12 protein-coding genes are annotated in these 17,514 nt (G+C 65.3%); 6 read left to right on the forward strand and 6 right to left on the reverse strand.

Annotation, left to right across the window (positions count from 1 at the left end; translation table 11 throughout):
• Positions 1-18: 18 nt before the first annotated feature.
• From ACI0FO_RS02980 to ACI0FO_RS03000, 5 genes are all read left to right on the forward strand, one after another.
• Positions 19-735, forward strand: coding sequence for a succinate dehydrogenase iron-sulfur subunit (locus tag ACI0FO_RS02980; RefSeq protein ID WP_105555041.1), 717 nt, complete (start codon positions 19-21; stop codon positions 733-735).
• Between the two features lie 37 nt (positions 736-772).
• Entirely contained in the window at positions 773-1,033 is a 261-nt protein-coding gene (locus ACI0FO_RS02985; protein ID WP_046802661.1) for a succinate dehydrogenase assembly factor 2, read from the forward strand.
• A gap of 20 nt (positions 1,034-1,053) precedes the next feature.
• On the forward strand, positions 1,054-2,364 hold the full coding sequence (locus ACI0FO_RS02990; protein WP_025141293.1) for a citrate synthase: 1,311 nt from the start codon (positions 1,054-1,056) through the stop codon (positions 2,362-2,364).
• 67 nt (positions 2,365-2,431) lie between these two features.
• Entirely contained in the window at positions 2,432-3,553 is a 1,122-nt protein-coding gene (locus ACI0FO_RS02995) for a hypothetical protein (RefSeq protein ID WP_416024000.1), read from the forward strand.
• A 148-nt stretch (positions 3,554-3,701) separates the two neighbouring features.
• A complete protein-coding gene (locus tag ACI0FO_RS03000; protein ID WP_416024544.1) occupies positions 3,702-4,598 on the forward strand; it encodes a LysR family transcriptional regulator in 897 nt (298 codons plus the stop codon).
• On the opposite strand, the gene ACI0FO_RS03005 is transcribed toward ACI0FO_RS03000, so the two are convergent.
• The 3 genes from ACI0FO_RS03005 to mdeB all read right to left on the reverse strand — a co-directional run bounded on the left by ACI0FO_RS03005 (position 4,588) and on the right by mdeB (position 10,413).
• Positions 4,588-5,040 carry a DUF2214 family protein gene (locus ACI0FO_RS03005; protein WP_416024001.1) on the reverse strand — a complete coding sequence of 151 codons (453 nt, stop codon included), beginning with the start codon at positions 5,038-5,040 and terminating at the stop codon, positions 4,588-4,590. The two genes, ACI0FO_RS03000 and ACI0FO_RS03005, sit on opposite strands and share 11 nt — an antisense overlap.
• Before the next feature lie 143 nt (positions 5,041-5,183).
• Positions 5,184-7,481: an NADP-dependent malic enzyme gene (locus ACI0FO_RS03010; protein ID WP_416024002.1), complete on the reverse strand. Its 2,298-nt coding sequence runs from the start codon at positions 7,479-7,481 to the stop codon at positions 5,184-5,186.
• Positions 7,482-7,725: 244 nt separating this feature from the next.
• A complete protein-coding gene (mdeB, locus tag ACI0FO_RS03015) occupies positions 7,726-10,413 on the reverse strand; it encodes an alpha-ketoglutarate dehydrogenase (RefSeq protein ID WP_416024003.1) in 2,688 nt (895 codons plus the stop codon).
• A gap of 220 nt (positions 10,414-10,633) precedes the next feature.
• Here mdeB and ACI0FO_RS03020 point away from each other — a divergent pair, with 220 nt between their 5' ends.
• Positions 10,634-12,697: an OPT family oligopeptide transporter gene (locus tag ACI0FO_RS03020; RefSeq protein WP_416024005.1), complete on the forward strand. Its 2,064-nt coding sequence runs from the start codon at positions 10,634-10,636 to the stop codon at positions 12,695-12,697.
• A gap of 69 nt (positions 12,698-12,766) precedes the next feature.
• Here the strand turns inward: ACI0FO_RS03020 and ACI0FO_RS03025 are convergent, their stop codons facing one another.
• The 3 genes from ACI0FO_RS03025 to uraD form a co-directional block, all read right to left on the reverse strand.
• The gene (locus tag ACI0FO_RS03025) at positions 12,767-14,272 is read right to left on the reverse strand and encodes a nucleobase:cation symporter-2 family protein (protein ID WP_416024007.1); all 1,506 of its coding nucleotides are present in this window, start codon (positions 14,270-14,272) and stop codon (positions 12,767-12,769) included.
• 225 nt (positions 14,273-14,497) lie between these two features.
• On the reverse strand, positions 14,498-15,727 hold the full coding sequence (locus ACI0FO_RS03030; protein WP_416024009.1) for a M20 family metallopeptidase: 1,230 nt from the start codon (positions 15,725-15,727) through the stop codon (positions 14,498-14,500).
• A 4-nt stretch (positions 15,728-15,731) separates the two neighbouring features.
• Positions 15,732-17,510, reverse strand: a complete 1,779-nt coding sequence (gene uraD, locus ACI0FO_RS03035; RefSeq protein WP_416024011.1) for a 2-oxo-4-hydroxy-4-carboxy-5-ureidoimidazoline decarboxylase — start codon at positions 17,508-17,510, stop codon at positions 15,732-15,734.
• Positions 17,511-17,514 lie beyond the last annotated feature (4 nt).

The following is a 17,514-nucleotide window of genomic DNA, read 5'->3' on the forward strand; positions in this document are numbered from 1 at the left end:
GTCCGGATAGAGCCCATTATGAGCACCAAGAGAATCGTCAAGTTCGAAATCTACCGCTACGATCCGGACAAGGACGAGCGCCCGTACATGCAAAAGCTGGACGTTGAACTCCAGCCGACCGACAAGATGCTGCTTGATGCGCTGGTGCGCATCAAGAACGACGTCGATGACAGCCTGGCCCTGCGCCGCTCGTGCCGTGAAGGCGTGTGCGGTTCGGACGCCATGAATATCAACGGCAAGAACGGCCTGGCCTGCACGACGAACCTTCGCGAACTGAAGGAACCCATCGTCCTGCGCCCGCTGCCGGGCCTGCCTGTCATCCGCGACCTGATCGTGGACATGACGCACTTCTTCAATCAGTACCACTCCGTTCGTCCGTACCTCATCAACGACGCGCCGCCGCCCGAAAAAGAGCGCCTGCAGTCGCCCGAGGCGCGCGAAGAGCTGGATGGACTGTACGAGTGCATCCTGTGCGCGTGCTGTTCCACTTCCTGCCCGTCGTTCTGGTGGAATCCGGACAAGTTCGTCGGCCCGGCCGGCCTGCTGCAAGCCTACCGCTTCATCGCCGACAGCCGCGACGAAGCCACGGGCGAGCGTCTGGACAACCTGGAAGATCCGTACCGCCTGTTCCGTTGCCACACCATCATGAATTGCGTCGACGTCTGTCCCAAGGGACTGAACCCGACCAAGGCGATCGGCAAGATCAAGGAACTGATGGTCCGCCGCACGGTCTAGTTTCTAGTGTGAAGACTTTTGTACTTATGGTGTAACGATGAGCAGGCTAACTGAACTGGAGCGGGCGCGTCTGCGTTGGCGGGCGCGCCGCGGCCTGCTCGAAAACGACTTGATCATCACTCGGTATCTTGACGCTTACGAGGCCGAACTTACCGATGATGATGTGGCCGCATTGACCCAGCTGTTCGAGATGGGAGACAACGATCTTCTCGACCTGCTGCTGGCCCGCAAGGAACTCGAAGGTGAACTGGATACTCCCAGGCTTCGGGGCATTATTGGCCAGATGCGCGCACTCTGATTAATGTGAGAGGAATAAACATGAACCTGTCTGACAAAAAAGCCACTCTATCCTTCTCGGATGGCAGCGCACCCATTGAGTTCCCTGTCTACAAGGGCACGGTCGGTCCGGATGTGATCGACATCCGCAAGCTGTATGGCCAGACGGGCATGTTTACGTTTGACCCGGGCTTCATGTCCACCGCGGCTTGCGAATCGGGCATTACGTACATCGACGGCGACAAGGGTGAACTGCTGTACCGCGGCTTCCCCATCGAGCAATTGGCCGTCAATTGCGACTTCATGGACATCTGCTACCTGATCCTGAACGGCGAACTGCCCAACCAGGAACAGAAGGCCGACTTCGACTCGCAAGTGACCCATCACACGATGGTGAACGAGCAGTTGCACTTCTTCCTGCGTGGCTTCCGCCGCGATGCGCACCCGATGGCCGTGTTGACGGGTCTGGTTGGCGCGTTGTCCGCGTTCTACCACGACTCCACCGACATCACGAACCCGCAGCATCGCCACATCTCGGCGATCCGCCTGATCGCCAAGATGCCGACGCTGGTCGCGATGGCGTACAAGTACTCGCAAGGCCAACCGTTCATCTATCCGCAGAACGACCTGTCCTACACGGGCAACTTCCTGCGCATGATGTTCGCCACGCCGTGCGAAGACTACAAGGTGAATGAAGTCGTCGAGCGCGCGCTGGACCGCATCTTCATCCTGCACGCCGATCACGAGCAAAACGCGTCGACGTCCACCGTCCGCCTGTGCGGTTCGTCGGGCACCAACCCGTTCGCCGCGATCTCGGCTGGCGTGGCTTGCCTGTGGGGCCCGGCTCACGGCGGCGCCAACGAAGCTTGCCTGCAAATGCTGGAAGAGCTGCAAGCCAATGGCGGCATCGCCAAGGTTGGCGAGTTCATGGAGAAGGTCAAGGACAAGAACTCGGGCGTTCGTCTGATGGGCTTTGGCCACCGCGTCTACAAGAACTACGATCCGCGCGCCAAGCTGATGCAAGAAACGTGCAAGGAAGTGCTCTCGGCCCTGGGCCTGGAAAACGACCCGCTGTTCAAGCTGGCCATGGAACTGGAACGCATCGCCCTGTCGGATCCGTACTTCGTGCAGCGCAAGCTGTACCCGAACGTGGACTTCTACTCGGGTATCGTCCAGCGCGCCATCGGCATCCCGACCTCGCTGTTCACGGCCATCTTCGCGCTGGCCCGCACGGTGGGCTGGATCGCCCAGTGGAACGAAATGCTGTCGGATCCCGACTACAAGATCGGCCGTCCGCGCCAGCTGTTCACGGGTTCGGTCACCCGCGACGTGCCCCCGATGGACAAGCGTTAATCTGCTTTTCCGCTTCGGCAAGAAACCGCCTTCGGGCGGTTTTTTTTGTGCCGAAGAAGCGGATATCATGCTTGCCATGATTCCCGTCGCGCTCCCCTCTGCCAACTTCTTGCTGCTGCTTTCCCTTGGCTTTCTTGCCGGCATCGTGCTTGTCGGCTGGGCCGCGATGTTCGCGGCAAGCGCGACGCACCGCCGGTTCGTCCGCAGGCATTGGAAGCTGTCGGCCGCGTTGTTCGTGGTGCTGGCGGTGCCGTTTGCGTTCTATGCGTGGGTCCAGGTCGTTATCTGGCAGATCGAGCGGGAAGGCGACCGCCGGGAAGCCGCGCGCCATGTCACGCTGGAACAAGCGGCAACGGTGGGCGGCACGCCCATGCCGGCCGGCACGCGGCTGACCCTGCAGGACGAAGGGCAGCTGGACACCTACCTGGAAGCCGACTTTCCACAGCCGGTGACGATGTTCGGCGTGCAGGCGATGCGCGTGCGGCGCTTTCTTGACAGCGACTACGACAAAGACACGTATGCGCTGACTGGCCGGTATCCGCGAACCGTCATCCTTAGCGGCCGGGGCGATCAGGCGGTGCTGGGTTGGCGGTGCGACGCGACCCGCGATATCGAATTCGACGTCACGCCCGACGGCGGCATGAAGGCGCTGAACCAGTGCCAACTGGGCAGCGGAAACCGGGTGGGGGAGTTGACCCTTGCGCCGGGCTCGACCCTGTACGGGTCGAGCGGCACCGTGTATACGGACGGCTCATCCGACCCGGACCGCTGGCGTGTGGATGTCAAGGACCCTATGGCGGTCAAGGTGTTCGGGCTGATGCTGAGCGATCCTCGCATCTACCTGGACGCCGACCGGCGCCTCTTGCGGGTCAGCGACACCGAACTGGCGTGCCAGCTGGACCTGGGCGGGTTCCACTATGAGCCTGGCACCAGGGTCAAGACCATCCGCCGGGCCCAGGGCGACGGGCGCGAACCGTTTCCGGGCGTTTTTGCCTTCAGCCCCGCGAATGGGCAAGCGGCCAAGCGCGATGGTCACGACGACGTGCCGGCAGGCATGGCGGTGATCCAGGCGTTCGACGGAACGTTGGCAGGCATCGAGAAGAACGAAGCGGTCGGCGTTTTTGAATTCGCAACCTTTGTCGTCGGCGATGACGCGCCGGCGCCAGCGGGGCGAGCGGCCTGCCCGTAGCCGCTGCCGGGCACCGTTGCCCGGAGGAGCCGCGTTAAGAAATTCTTAAAAGTCTCGTCCGACAATGCGGCTTGCCGGTGGCGTTTCACGCCGGCCGAACCGTAAGGGAGTGATTTCGGATGAGACCTCGGTGAAGCGCCTGCACAGCATGGAGCTGTTTGCAGAAGTGGCCAAAGCGCGCAGTTTCAGCCGCGCCGCTGTCGTGCTGGGGCTGCCGAAGTCGACGCTGTCGCGTCGCGTGGCGGAACTGGAACGTTCGGTCGGCCTGAGCCTGCTCAATCGCAGCACGCGCAAAGTCGAGCTGACAGGAGCGGGAGAGCTCTACCTGGAGCGCTGCCTGCGTATTGTCGAAGAAGCCCAGGTTGCGCACGAGGAATTGCAGGCCTTGACCGCGACGCCGTCCGGCTTGCTGCGCGTCAATATGCCAGCCACGTTCGCCACCGATGTGATGGCCGAGATCTTCCTGGGCTTTTCGCGTCGGCATCCAGATGTGGCCTTCCACATGAATCTGGCCAGTCTGGAACATGCGGACCGCGTGGCCGAGCCCTGCGACCTGACGATCAAGATCGGGGAGATGCCGGATTCCACGCGCATCGCACGATGCCTGGGGGCCGTGAACGTCCATCTGTACGCGTCGGAAAGCTATCTGGCTGCCCACGGGGCGCCCGTGCATCCGTCTGAGCTTGCCGCGCACGAGTGCATCGGTTTCCGGGCGGATGCGCATGGCGCGCCGACGCGGTGGCCGTTGATGCGGGGACAAGAGCAGATCAGCGTCATGCCGGGCAGCCGGTTTTCGGTAAACGAGGCGGGCATGGCCCGACGGCTGGCGGTGTTGGGCGCGGGCATTGCCCCGCTGGGCGGGGACCAAAGCGAGCTTGAGCGCTCAGGCGGCCTGCGCCGCGTCTTGCCGGGCTGGAGCCTGGGGCCGTTTCCCGTCCATGTCGTGACCGAAACGCGGCTGCTGCCGGCCCGGGCCAGGGCGTTCGTCGACTATCTGATGGCCTGCCTGGCCCAGGGTTGGCCAGCCCCCACGCCTACACGCTGATGTGCCGCGCCATCAGGACAGCGAACAAGGGCAGGAAGATGAAGAGGTGCGATTCGATCATCACCCAGCGCCGTACCCGCTTGATCTCGGGCAAGGCCGGCACGAAGCCCGGTTGCTGGCGGGATTGCCTGGCCCAGCGCAGCATGGCCAGCGTGGGCGGGATCGAACAGAGCGCGATGATGACAAAGAGCGTGATCTTGGCGTGGAACCAGGGCGTGCTCATGTAGAACGCGGCGCCCTTCGCGCCCAAGGTCAACCGCAGCACGCCGGTTGCCAATACCAGAATGGCGCTGACCCCATAGAGGCGATCGTAGATGATCAGGCGCTTCACTCCGTTGGCGGTGAGATCGGGGCGCAACAACACGGCTTCGGCGGTCAGGACCACCACCATTACGAAAATCGCCAGGTAATGGAACCAGGCGTACAGGGCATCGGCCAGCATGTCGTCTCCAAGGAAAAGGGCAAGCTTGGGTTGTACCATCCGGCCAATCATGCGGACTAGCGTGGCGGCCGGCGCCGCTTGTCGCGGCGCAAATAAAAACGGGTGCCCCGCAGGGCACCCGTTCCGTTACCGCAGGTTGGCGATCAACGACGCTTTCTGGCGGCCTCGGCGGCTTCCTGCTGCGCATCCACCACGGCCAGGGCCGTCATGTTGACGATGCGGCGCACGGTGGCGCTGGTCGTCAGGATGTGCACCGGGCGCGCGGCGCCCAGCAGGATCGGACCCATGGCGACGCCATTGCTGCCCGTCATCTTCAGCATGTTGTACGTGATGTTGCCGGTGTCCAGGTTCGGCATCACCAGCAGATTGGCGCGGCCCTTGAGCGTGCTGTCCGGATAGGCCAGCACACGGATCTTCTCGGACAGGGCGGCGTCAGCGTGCATTTCGCCATCCACTTCAAGGTCGGGTGCGCGTTCTTGCACCAGCTTGCTGGCGGCGGCCATCTTCTTCGACGATTCCGTCACGCGGCTGCCGAAGTTCGAGTGCGACAGCAGCGCAATCTTCGGCACCACGCCAAAGCGCAGCATTTCGTCGGCGGCCTGGATGGTGATGTTGGCCACTTCTTCCGACGTCGGGTTTTCGTTGACGTGGGTGTCGGTGACGAACAGCGTCTGGTCGGGCAGCATCAGGACGTTCAGGGCGGCGTATGTCTGGCCTTCCTTCTTGCCGATGATTTCGTCGATGTACTTGAGCTGGTTGTCGTACTTGCTGGCCACGCCGCAGAGCAGGGCGTCGGCGTCGCCGCGACGCAGCAGCATCGCGCCGATCAGCGTGTTGTGCTTGCGGATCATCGCCTTGGCGATGGCCGGCGTCACGCCTTCACGGCCCTTCAACTGGTAGTACGCGTTCCAGGTTTCGTTGAAGCGGTTGTCGTCTTCCGGATCCACGATCTCGAAGTGCTGGCCGGCGATCAGGCGCAGGCCGGCCTTCTGGATGCGCATTTCGATGACGGCCGGACGGCCGACCAGGATCGGGAACGCCAGCTTTTCGTCGGCCACGGTCTGCACGGCGCGCAGGACGCGTTCGTCTTCGCCGTCAGCGTAGATGACGCGCTTGGGCGCCTTCTTGGCCTGGGCGAACAACGGGCGCATCAGTTGGCCCGAGTGGTACACGAAGCCCATCAGCTTTTGGCGGTAGGCCTCGATGTCTTCGATGGGGCGGGCGGCCACGCCGGAGTCGGCGGCCGCCTGGGCCACGGCGGGCGCGATCTGGACGATCAGGCGCGGGTCGAACGGCTTCGGGATAATGTAGTCGGGGCCGAACGACAGTTCCTGGCCGGCGTAGGCGCGGGCCACTTCATCGTTTTGTTCGGCTTGCGCCAGTTCGGCGATGGCCTTCACGCAGGCCAGCTTCATTTCTTCGGTGATGCGCGACGCGCCAGCATCCATCGCACCGCGGAAGATGAAGGGGAAGCACAGCACGTTGTTGACCTGGTTCGGGTAGTCCGAACGGCCGGTGGCGATGATGCAATCCGGGCGGGCGGCCTTGGCGACTTCCGGGCGGATTTCCGGTTCCGGATTGGCCAGCGCCAGGATCAGCGGGCGGTCGGCCATGGTCTTGACCATGTCGCCCGTCAGCACGCCAGCGGTGGAGCAGCCCAGGAACACGTCGGCGCCGTTGACCACGTCGGCCAGCGTGCGCGCGTCGGTCTTCTGCGCGTAGCGCTTCTTGTTGGCTTCCATGTTTTCATCGCGGCCATCCCAGATCACGCCGCGGGAGTCCACCACGAAGATGTTCTCGCGCTTGACGCCCAGGTGGACCAGCAGGTCCAGGCAGGCGATGGCGGCGGCGCCGGCGCCCGAGCAGGCCAGCTTGACCGAGCCGATGTCCTTGTTCACGACCTTCAGGCCGTTCAGGATGGCAGCCGACGAGATGATCGCGGTGCCGTGCTGGTCGTCATGGAAGACGGGGATCTTCATGCGCTCGCGCAGCTTCTTTTCGATGTAGAAGCACTCGGGCGCCTTGATGTCTTCCAGGTTGACGCCGCCCAGCGTGGGCTCCAGCGCCGCGATGATGTCGACCAGTTTGTCAGGATCGTTTTCGGCCAGTTCGATGTCGAACACGTCGATGCCGGCGAATTTCTTGAACAGGCAGCCTTTGCCTTCCATGACCGGCTTGGCGGCCAGCGGGCCGATGTTGCCCAGACCCAGCACGGCGGTGCCGTTGGTGATCACGCCCACCAGGTTGCCGCGCGAGGTGTACTTCGAGGCGGCGTCATCGCCTTGGTCGAAGATGGCCATGCAAGCGGCGGCCACGCCGGGGGAGTAGGCCAGGGACAGGTCGTCCTGGTTGGCCAACGTCTTGGTCGGGACGACCGAGATTTTGCCGGGGGTGGGATAGGCGTGGTAATCCAACGCCATTTTGGTAAGAGTTTCGTCCATGGGATCGGGGCCTCGGAGGCACTAACTGAAAAGGAAAACGGGATGACAAACGGCGGGCTCGCGGCCCGCCGGTTTCTTCGCGAAATGCTTAGGGAACACCCGTATTTCACCAGAAAGCGCGGGCGCTTGGTTGTTGCAGTGCAGCGAGCGAACCGTTTTGATCAAAAAGCGGCGGGATATTTCGCCGCTTGCTACGGCAAGCATGAGCGGCGCGCAGACGCCCGGGTCGACGGGCGCGCTATGACTACAGTTCCCATGGCGGGGTTTGCCGCGCACGGGCGTTCAAGGTCTGGCGCAGCGTGTCCGCGTCCGCCTGCCGGCCCAGGCTGTCCAGCGCGTACAGCACGATCCAGTCGGCGCTGACTTCGAAGAAGTCGCGCAATTGTGCGCGGGTGTCGCTGCGGCCAAAACCGTCCGTGCCCAAGGTCCGGTACGGGGCGGGCACCCACGCGCGGATCTGTTCAGGCACGGCGCGCACGTAGTCGGTGGCGGCGATGACCGGCGCGTCGCTTGCGCCCAGGCAGGTGCGGACCCAGTCCGCGCCGTCCGCCGCGTCCAGCCCCAACACGCGGCCGCGCTCCGATTCGCGGCCGTCGCGGGCCAACTCGGAAAAGCTGGTGACGCTCCAGACCTCGGCGTCCACGCCGTGGCGCGCGCGCAGGCGTTCCGCCGCCATTTCGGCTTCGCGCAGCATCGGGCCCGCGCCCAAGAGTCGCACCTGGGCTTGCCCTTGGGCGGGGCGCAGCAGATACATCCCGCGCAGGATGCCGTCGCGCACGCCGGCGCCTGCGGGCATGTCGGGCTGCGCCAGGTTTTCGTTCGTGACCGTTAGATAGAAGAACTCGTCGCGTTGCTCGTCCAGCATGCGGCGCATGCCGTGTTCGACGATGATGGCGACTTCGAAGGCGTAGGCCGGATCGTATGCGCGGCAGTTGGGCACGGCGGCGGCCATGATGTGGCTGGAGCCGTCCTGGTGCTGCAGGCCTTCGCCGCCCAGTGTGGTGCGGCCGGACGTTGCGCCGATCAGGAAGCCCCGCGTGCGTTGGTCGGCGGCGGCCCAGATCAGGTCGCCGATGCGCTGGAAGCCGAACATCGAGTAATAGATATAGAAGGGCAGCATCGGCAGGCCGTTGACCGAATAGCTGGTGCCGGCCGCGGTCCAGGACGAGATCGCGCCGGCCTCAGTGATGCCTTCTTCCAGGATCTGGCCATCGCGCGCTTCGCGGTAGTACAGCACCGAGCCGATGTCTTCGGGCTCGTACAACTGGCCTTGCGCCGAATAAATACCGATCTGGCGGAACAGATTGGCCATGCCGAATGTGCGGGCCTCGTCCGCCACGATGGGCACGATGCGCGCGCCCACGGTGACGTCTTTCAGCAAGGCGGTCAGCATGCGCACGATGGCCATGGTCGACGACATTTCCTTGCCGTCGGCGGCCAGGGCGAAGCGTGCCCATTGCTCGGCATCGGGCGGTGTCAGCCGCGGGGCTTGCGTGCGGCGGCGGGGAATGTGGCCGCCCAGCGCCGCCCGGCGCGCTTGCAGGTGGCGCAATTCGGCGCTGTCTTCGGCGGGGCGGTAGAACTTGAGCGCCAGGCAGTCCGCGTCCGAGATCGGCAGCGCGAAGCGGTCGCGGAAGGCCAGCAGGGCCTCGTCGTCCAGCTTCTTTTGCTGGTGCGTCGTCATCTTGCCCTGGCCGGCCGACCCCATGCCGAAGCCCTTCTTGGTCTGCGCGAGGATTACGGTGGGCTGGCCGCGGTGCCGGGCCGCGCGGTGGTAGGCGGCATGGATTTTCACCATGTCGTGGCCGCCGCGATGCAGGCGATCGATGGCCTCGTCGGTCCAGTCGGCCACCAGCGCCGCCAGTTCGGGATTCTGATTGAAGAAATGAGCGCGGTTGAAGGCGCCGTCGTTGGCGGCGAAGGTCTGGAACTGACCATCTACCGTATTGGCGAAGGCGCGGGCCAGCGCGCCGCTGGTATCGCGCCGCAGCAGGGCGTCCCAGTCGCTGCCCCAGACCAGCTTGATCACGTTCCAGCCGGCGCCCGCGTATAACGTTTCCAGCTCGTCGATAATGCGGCCGTTGCCGCGCACCGGGCCATCCAGCCGCTGCAGATTACAGTTGACGACGAACACCAGGTTGTCCAGCTTTTCGCGGGCGGCCAGCGTCAGCGCCGCGATGGATTCCGGTTCGTCCATTTCGCCGTCGCCGAAAATGCCCCAGACCTTGCGGTCGCCGCCCGGCACCAGAGAGCGGTGTTCCAGGTAGCGCATGAAACGCGCCTGGTAGATGGCGTTGATGGGGCCGATGCCCATGGAACCCGTGGGGAACTGCCAGAAATCCGGCATCAGCCAAGGGTGGGGGTAGGACGACAGCCCACGCAGCCCGCGCGCGGTGGCGGTTATCTCTTGGCGGAAGTGGGCCAGATCGTCTTCGCCCAGGAAACCTTCCAAGTAGGCGCGGGCATAGACGCCGGGCGCTGAGTGGGGCTGCATGTAGACGAGATCGCCCGGGCCGTCGGCGGATTGCGCACGGAAGAAATGGTTAAAGCCCACTTCGAACAGGTCGGCGGCGGAGGCGTAGCTGGCGATGTGGCCGCCCAGTTCGCCGTGCGCCTGATTGGCGCGCACGACCATGGCCAGCGCGTTCCAGCGGTTGATGCGGGCGATGCGTTCTTCAACCGCCAAGTTGCCGGGGAAGGGCGGTTCCTGGTCGGCGGGTATCGTGTTCAGATAGGCGGTGCGGGTCTGGCTGTTGGCGCGCAACCCCAGCGACGCCGCGTGCCCCAGCAGGTTGTCCAGCACGTAGCCGGCGCGGCCGGCCCCGCCACTGTCGACCAGTGACTGCAGGGCGTCACGCCATTCGGCGGTTTCCGAGGGATCGGCGTCGTGCCGGTCGTCTTGCCCGGCAATGGGGTAGCTGGCGTCGCGCATGGTCGTGATGTCTCCTGTTATCGCTCAATGCTAGCCCTGTGTCGAAGGCATGAGTGATCAAATTCCAGGGTGAAAAGGCCCGCTTTCAGCATAATCTTTTGCAGACATTTCCAAAGCCGGCAGCATCTGCCGCCCAGCGGCGTTTACGCGTGGTGACCACTGGGTGGACGCCGAAGCGCTAGAATGCGCGGTTTAGCAAAATCCACAACGGGAGACTTCAATGACTCAACCCGTCAGCGTCCCGGCAAACGTCACCCTTCCGGAACTGACGTTCCGCGGCGTCTTGCTGGGTGCTTTGATCACCGTGATCTTCACTGCCTCCAATGTCTTCCTGGGGCTGAAGGTCGGCCTGACGTTTTCATCCGCCATTCCCGCGGCGGTGATCTCGATGTCGGTGTTGCGTCTGTTCAAGGACGCGAACATTCTTGAAAACAACATGGTGCAGACGCAGGCGTCGGCGGCTGGCACGCTGTCGTCGATCATCTTTATCCTGCCCGCGTTGGTCATGATGGGGCACTGGCAGGGCTTTCCGTTCTGGCAGACGCTGGGCATCTGCGCGGCCGGCGGCATGCTGGGCGTGATGTTCACCATCCCGCTGCGCCATGTGATGGTGGTCCAAAGCGATCTGCCCTATCCGGAAGGCGTGGCAGCCGCCGAGATTTTGCGGGTCGGTAGCGCCGAACGGGCGCAGGATGCGGCCGACGACGCCGGCCAGGCCAGCGGCCGGCCCGGCGCCAAGCCTGCCGCGACCGGGATGGGCGACATCGTGACGGGCGGCGTGGTGGCGGCCGTGGTCAGCTTTGCCGCCAGCGGCCTGCGCGTGCTGGGCGACAGCGTCAGCGGCTGGTTTGCCCTGGGCGGCGCGGTGTTCCGCCTGCCGATGGGCTTTTCCCTGGCGTTGCTGGGCGCGGGTTACCTGATCGGCATCGTCGCGGGCTTGGCCATGCTGACGGGCCTGATCATTTCCTGGGGCATTGCGGTGCCCGTCCTGACCGCCATGGGCGACATTCCCGCCGGGCAGACCTTGGCGAAATACGCGACCGGGCTGTGGTCGTCGCAGGTGCGCTTCATCGGCGCCGGCGTGATCGGCGTGGGCGCCATCTGGACGCTGGCGACTCTGTTCATGCCGATGGCGCGCGGGGTGAAGGCGTCGTTCTCGGCGCTGACCCAGGCGGGCGCGGCCCGGGCAGGGCAGGCGCCGCGCACCGAGCGCGACCTGTCCGCAGGCTGGATTTCCATCGTCACGCTGATCTTGGTGGCGATTCTGGTAATTACCTTCCAGGTGTTCCTGTCGGGCGCGCCGTTGTCGGCCGGCGCCATCTGGAAGCTGGTGGCCTACGCCGTGCTGTTCGCCTTTGTGTTCGGCTTCCTGGTGGCGGCGGCTTGCGGTTACATGGCGGGTCTGGTGGGGTCGTCGACCAGCCCGATTTCCGGCGTCGGCATCGTGGCCATCGTGTTGGTGTCGCTGCTGATGCTGGCCCTGGGCGGCGAATTGCTTGGCGTGCAGAACGGCGTGCAGATGGCGATCGCGTTGTCCATCTTCAGTACGTCGGCCGTGGTGGCCGTGGCGTCGATTTCGAACGACAACCTGCAAGACCTGAAGACGGGCTGGCTGGTGGGCGCCACGCCGTGGCGCCAGCAGGTGGCGCTGCTGATCGGCTGCGTGGTGGGCGCCGCGGTGATTTCGCCAGTGCTGGAGCTGCTGTACAACGCTTACGGTTTCGCCGATGCGATGCCGCGCGAAGGCATGGATCCGGCGCAGGCGCTGTCTGCCCCGCAGGCCACGCTGATGCTGGCGATCGCGCGCGGCATCTTCACCCACCAGTTGAACTGGACCATGATCCTGATCGGCATGGCCGTGGGCGTGGCGCTGATCGTGGTGGACGAGATCCTGAAGCGCACGTGCCGCGTGGCCCGCATCCCGGTGCTGGCGGTCGGGATCGGCATCTATCTGCCGCCGACGGTGGCCGCGCCCATCGTGGCCGGCGCGGTGCTGGCGTGGCTGCTGGAACGCGCCTTGCGGCGTCGCGCCTCGGCCGCCGGCAAGCCCTACGAACAGTACGCGGATGCGGCGAACCGCCGCGGCGTGCTGATCGCTTCCGGCCTGATCGTGGGTGAAAGCTTGGTGGGCGTGCTGATGGCGGCCATCATCGGCGCGGCGGGCACGGACGCACCGCTGGCCATCGCGGGCGAAGGCTTTGCGCCCATCGCGTCTTATCTGGGACTGGCGGTTTTCGTGATGGTCGCGGTGCTGTTCTGGCGCCGCGTGATGCGGCTGGGATAGCGGCAGGGGCGCTGGCCGCGACGCCGTGGCCGGGTCCGCGCCTGCCGCGGTCCGGCCACCGCGCCACGCTTAGTGTTCGTCGGCTTGCAGCGCCGCCGAGATGATGGCGCGCTTGTCATGCGTGGCGCCGTTCAGGAACAGGTTAAGCAGCACCGCCGACAGCGAGGCCAATAGAATTCCCGACTCGACCAGCGTGTGCAGCGAGTGCGGCATCCACTGCTTGAAGTTGGGCGCGATCAGCGGCACCATGCCGACCCCGATCGAAACGGCCACGATCATCGCGTTGTGGCGGTTGCCCTTGAAGTCCACGCCGGACAGGATGCGGATCCCCGTGGCGGTGACCATGCCGAACATGACGATGCCCGCGCCGCCCAGCACCACGGTGGGCAGCGATTCCACCAGGGCGGCCATCTTGGGCAGCAAGCCCAACACCAGCAGGACCAGGCCTCCCGCCACACAGACGTAGCGGCTTTTGACGCCTGTCACCGCGACCAGCCCGACGTTCTGCGAAAAGCTGGTGTACGGGAAGGTATTGAAGATGCCGCCCAGCAAGGTGCCCAGGCCGTCGGTGCGCAGACCGCGCGCCAGGTCTTCCTGCCGGACGTCCCGGCCGGTCATTTCGCCCAGCGCCAGGAACATGCCGGTGGATTCGATCATCACCACCACCATGATCAGCGACATGCTCAGGATCAGGATGGGGTCGAACTTCGGCATGCCGAAGTGGAACGGCAGCACGATGTCGAACCAGGCGGCCTGGCCGATCTTCTCGAAAGTCATGATGCCGGTCGCGGACGCGGCGACGGCGCCGATCACGATGCCCAGCAGCACCGAGATGTTGGCGACAAAGCCGCGCGTGTACTTGACGATCAACAGGATGGAGACGAGGACCAGCGCGGCGATGCCCAGGCCGGTCAGGTCGGCGTACCGGGGATTCGGCATCGACGGCATGATGGCGAACCCTTGCGGCACGGGCGGAATGGCGCTGCCCGGCGAGGTGACGTCGGCCAGCCACTTGGCGTAGAGCGGGTCCACGATGACGGGCGCGGTGGGGCCGAACGGATTGCCGAATATCCAGTTGATGCCCACGCGCATCAGCGTGATGCCGATGACGGCGATGATGGTGCCCGTCACGACGGGCGGAAAGAAGCGCAGCATCCGGCTGATCATCGGGGCGATCAGGATGGACACCGCGCCCGCGCCGATGATGGTGCCGAACAGCAATTGGGCTCCCGCCGTGCCGGGGTTGGCGTTCGCGATCGCCACCATGGGCGCGACCGACGCGAAGGTAACGCCCATCATCACCGGCAGCTTGATGCCGAACCACTGCGTCGCGCCCAGGGTCTGGATCAGCGTGACGATGCCGCAGCAGAACAGGTCCGCCGAAATCAGCATGGCGACTTCGTCCGGCGACAGGTTCAGGGCGCGGCCCACGATCAGCGGCACGGCCACCGCGCCGGCGTACATCACCAGCACGTGTTGCAGGCCCAACGCCGCGAGCTTGCCGGTGGGCAGGCGCTGGTCGACGGGGTGGAGGTCTTGCGGCGCGCGGGAGGGCGCGGACGATGCAGCCTGCATGGCGAAAGTCTCCTGGCGGAGTGGGATGTCGGTGGGAAAAGTCCTGAAAAAGCGTTCTTGTGTACGAGGAATGTATACAGACGACCCGGGTATTCGGAATAGAGGAAAACCCGAGTTAATTTGATATATTTAGTTACCTAATGAAGGATTTACCGCTGTTGGGCATGGCGTGCCGCTGTTGGGGCATGACGCGCGCCGACCGGCGCGCATCATGCCCTGGCGCGCTCAGGCGGGCTGCAGCAAATCGGCCAGCGTGCGGGCGATGACCTTGGTGGCGCGGCGCAGGTCTTCAAGCACGACCCGTTCGTCGCTGCGCTTGGCATGCGACTCCAGCACCGTGCGCGGGCCTGCGCCGTAGATCACGCCGGGAATGCCCGCTTCGCCGTACAGGCGCACGTCGGTGTAAAGCGGGGTGCCCATGGCGGGGATGGGTTCGCCAAAGATCTCCTCGCCGTGCTTCTGGATGGCGCTGACCAGCGGCTGGTTGCCGGGCAGGGGGCGCATCGAATTGGCCAGCAGCAGGCGCTTGATGTCGATGGTGATGCCGGGCGTGGCCGCCGCGGCCTCTTGGAGAACGCGACGGATATCGGCTTCGACTTCCGCGGCGTTTTCCTCCGGGATCATGCGGCGGTCCAGCTTGAAGCTGACCGTGCCCGGCACGACGTTGGTGTTGGTGCCGCCTTCGATGCGGCCGACATTCAGGTACGGGTGCGTAATGCCCGCGACGCCGGACGTCACCTGCTGGTAGCGCGCGTTCTGCGCATACAGCGCGTTCAGGATCTTGACCGCGCCTTGCAGCGCGTCGACGCCGGTAGAGGGAATGGCCGCGTGCGCCATCTTGCCGTGCACGGTCACTTCCATTTGCAGGCAGCCGTTGTGGGCCGTCACGACCTCATAGCTGAAGCCGGCGGCGATCATCAGGTCGGGCTTGGTCAGGCCCTGCGACAGCAGCCAGCCGGGTCCGAGCAGGCCGCCGAACTCTTCGTCGTAGGTGAAGTGCAGTTCAACGGCGCCGTGCGTGGGGCGGGCCACGGCTTCCAGCGCGCGCACGGCGAAGGTGAAGCTGGCGAAATCGCTCTTGCTGACCGCGGCGGCACGGCCGTACAGGCTGCCGTTGTCGATCTCGGCGCCGTAGGGGTCGTGCTGCCAGCCATCGCCGGGGGGGACAACGTCGCCGTGGGCGTTAAGCGCCACGCGGCGGCCTGGGCCGTATTCGCGCCGGACGATCAGGTTGGTGATGGACTCCAGGCCGTAATCCTTGACCTGCTGCGCGGGCACGGCATGGGCTTCGGCCTCGAAGCCGAAGTCCTGCAACAGTTCGGCGGTGCGGACGGCGTGGGGGGCGTTGTTGCCGGGGGGCGTATCCGTGGGCACGCGCACCAGTGCCTGCAGGAAGCGGACTTCCTCGTCAAAGTGGGCGTCTACCCAGGCGTCGAGTCGGGCGTAATCAGTCATGGTGTCAGCGGGTGATGTCGTTGGCAAGGTCGTCCAACAGGCGCTGCATGGCAAGCGCCGCAAGCTGGATGTCGTTGCTGGTGGTGGATTCGCGGGGGTTGTGGCTGATGCCGTAGTTCTGGCCGCGCACGAACAGCATGGCCTGGGGCATGACCTCGTGCAGCTTCATGGCGTCGTGGCCGGCGCCGCTGGGCATGCGGTGCACGGGCACGCCCAGCGCATCGACGGCGCGTTCCCAGCGTTGCTGCCAGGCGGGATCGCTGGGCGCGGCGGCGGCGCGCATGGTTTCCTCAAGGGCGTAACGCAGGCCGCGCCGCTGGCAGATGGCGGCCAGTTCGGCCAGCACGTCGTTCACCAGCGCGTCGCGCTGCGGGTCGCTGGGGGCGCGCAAGTCCAGGCTGAAGCGGCATTCGCCGGGCACCACGTTGATGGATCCGCTGGGCACTTCCAGCATGCCGATCGTGCCGACCGAATCGCCGTCGCGCGCCGCGCGCTGCTCCAGGTACAGGGCCAGTTCCGCCGTGGCGGTGGCGGCGTCGCGGCGCCGGTTCATCGGCGTGGTGCCGGCGTGGCATGCCATGCCGAAGATCTGTGCCTGGTATCGCACGCTGCCGTTGATCGACGTGACGATGCCCAGCGGCAGGCCCATTTCGAACAGCACGGGGCCTTGTTCGATATGTACTTCCACAAAACCCAGATAGCGGGCGGGATCGCGGCGCAGCTTGGGAATGTCGTCGATGCACAGCCCGGCGTGCAGCATGGCGTCGCGCATCGTGACGCCCTGGGCGTCTTTCTGGTCCAGCCATTCGGGCTTGAAGTCGCCGATCAACGCGCCGGACCCGAGGAACGTGGCGCGGTAGCGCTGGCCTTCTTCTTCGGCGAAGCCGATCACTTCCACGTGATAGGGCAGGCGCCGGCCTTGGCGATGCAGTTCGCGCACGCAGGCCATCGGCACGAAGATGCCCAGGCGGCCGTCGTACTTGCCGCCGTTGCGCACCGTGTCGTAATGGCTGCCCGTCATCAGCGTGGGGGCATCGGCGCGGTCGGCGCGGTAGCGGCCGACCACGTTGCCCACTGCGTCGATCTCGACCTCGTCGAAGCCGCAGTCGCGCATCCAGTGCGAGATACGTTGCGCGCAGGCCCGGTGGGCCTCGGTCAGATAGGTGACGGTCAACTGCCCCTTTTCGGCATAGCCGGGGTCGCTGTGGATGCTAAGGCGTTCCTGCCAGTCCCAGATGTCGTTGCCCAGCGCCAGGTCGGCGCCAAACTTGTCGGCCAGGCGGATTTCGGCGATGCGATGGATGTTGCGCACGGCCTCCTGGAGTTCGACGTCCGGCGGGTTGTCCAGCCGCCGCGCGAATTCGTCGATGATCTGCTGGCGGTTCAATCCCGTGCCGCGTGCGCCGCGCACGGCCAGGATGAAGGGGAAGCCGAAGCGCGCGCCGTAATCGGCGTTCAGTTGCTGCAGGCGCGACAGTTCTTCGGGCGAGCAATGGGTAAGGCCCGCCCGGTCCTGCTCGTTCGTGGATTCGGCGGTCAGGCCGTTCTGCTGCATGGCGCGGCCGGCCAGTTCCGGGTGGGCGCGGATCAGCGCCAGCCGGGCTTCGATATCGGCCGCATCCAGCGTGCGCCGCATCTGGTCCTGCAAATGCGCCAGCGACCGGAACGGCCGCGCGGCCAGCGCCTGCCGGGCGATCCAGGGCGAGTGCTCGTACAAGCCGTCGAGCATGGCCACGGCCTCGTCGGGCGTGGCGGCATTGAGTTGTTCCAGGGTGTAGGCCATGGTC

It is taken from the genome of Achromobacter marplatensis (assembly GCF_049060505.1).
Taxonomy (GTDB): domain Bacteria; phylum Pseudomonadota; class Gammaproteobacteria; order Burkholderiales; family Burkholderiaceae_B; genus Achromobacter; species Achromobacter marplatensis_A.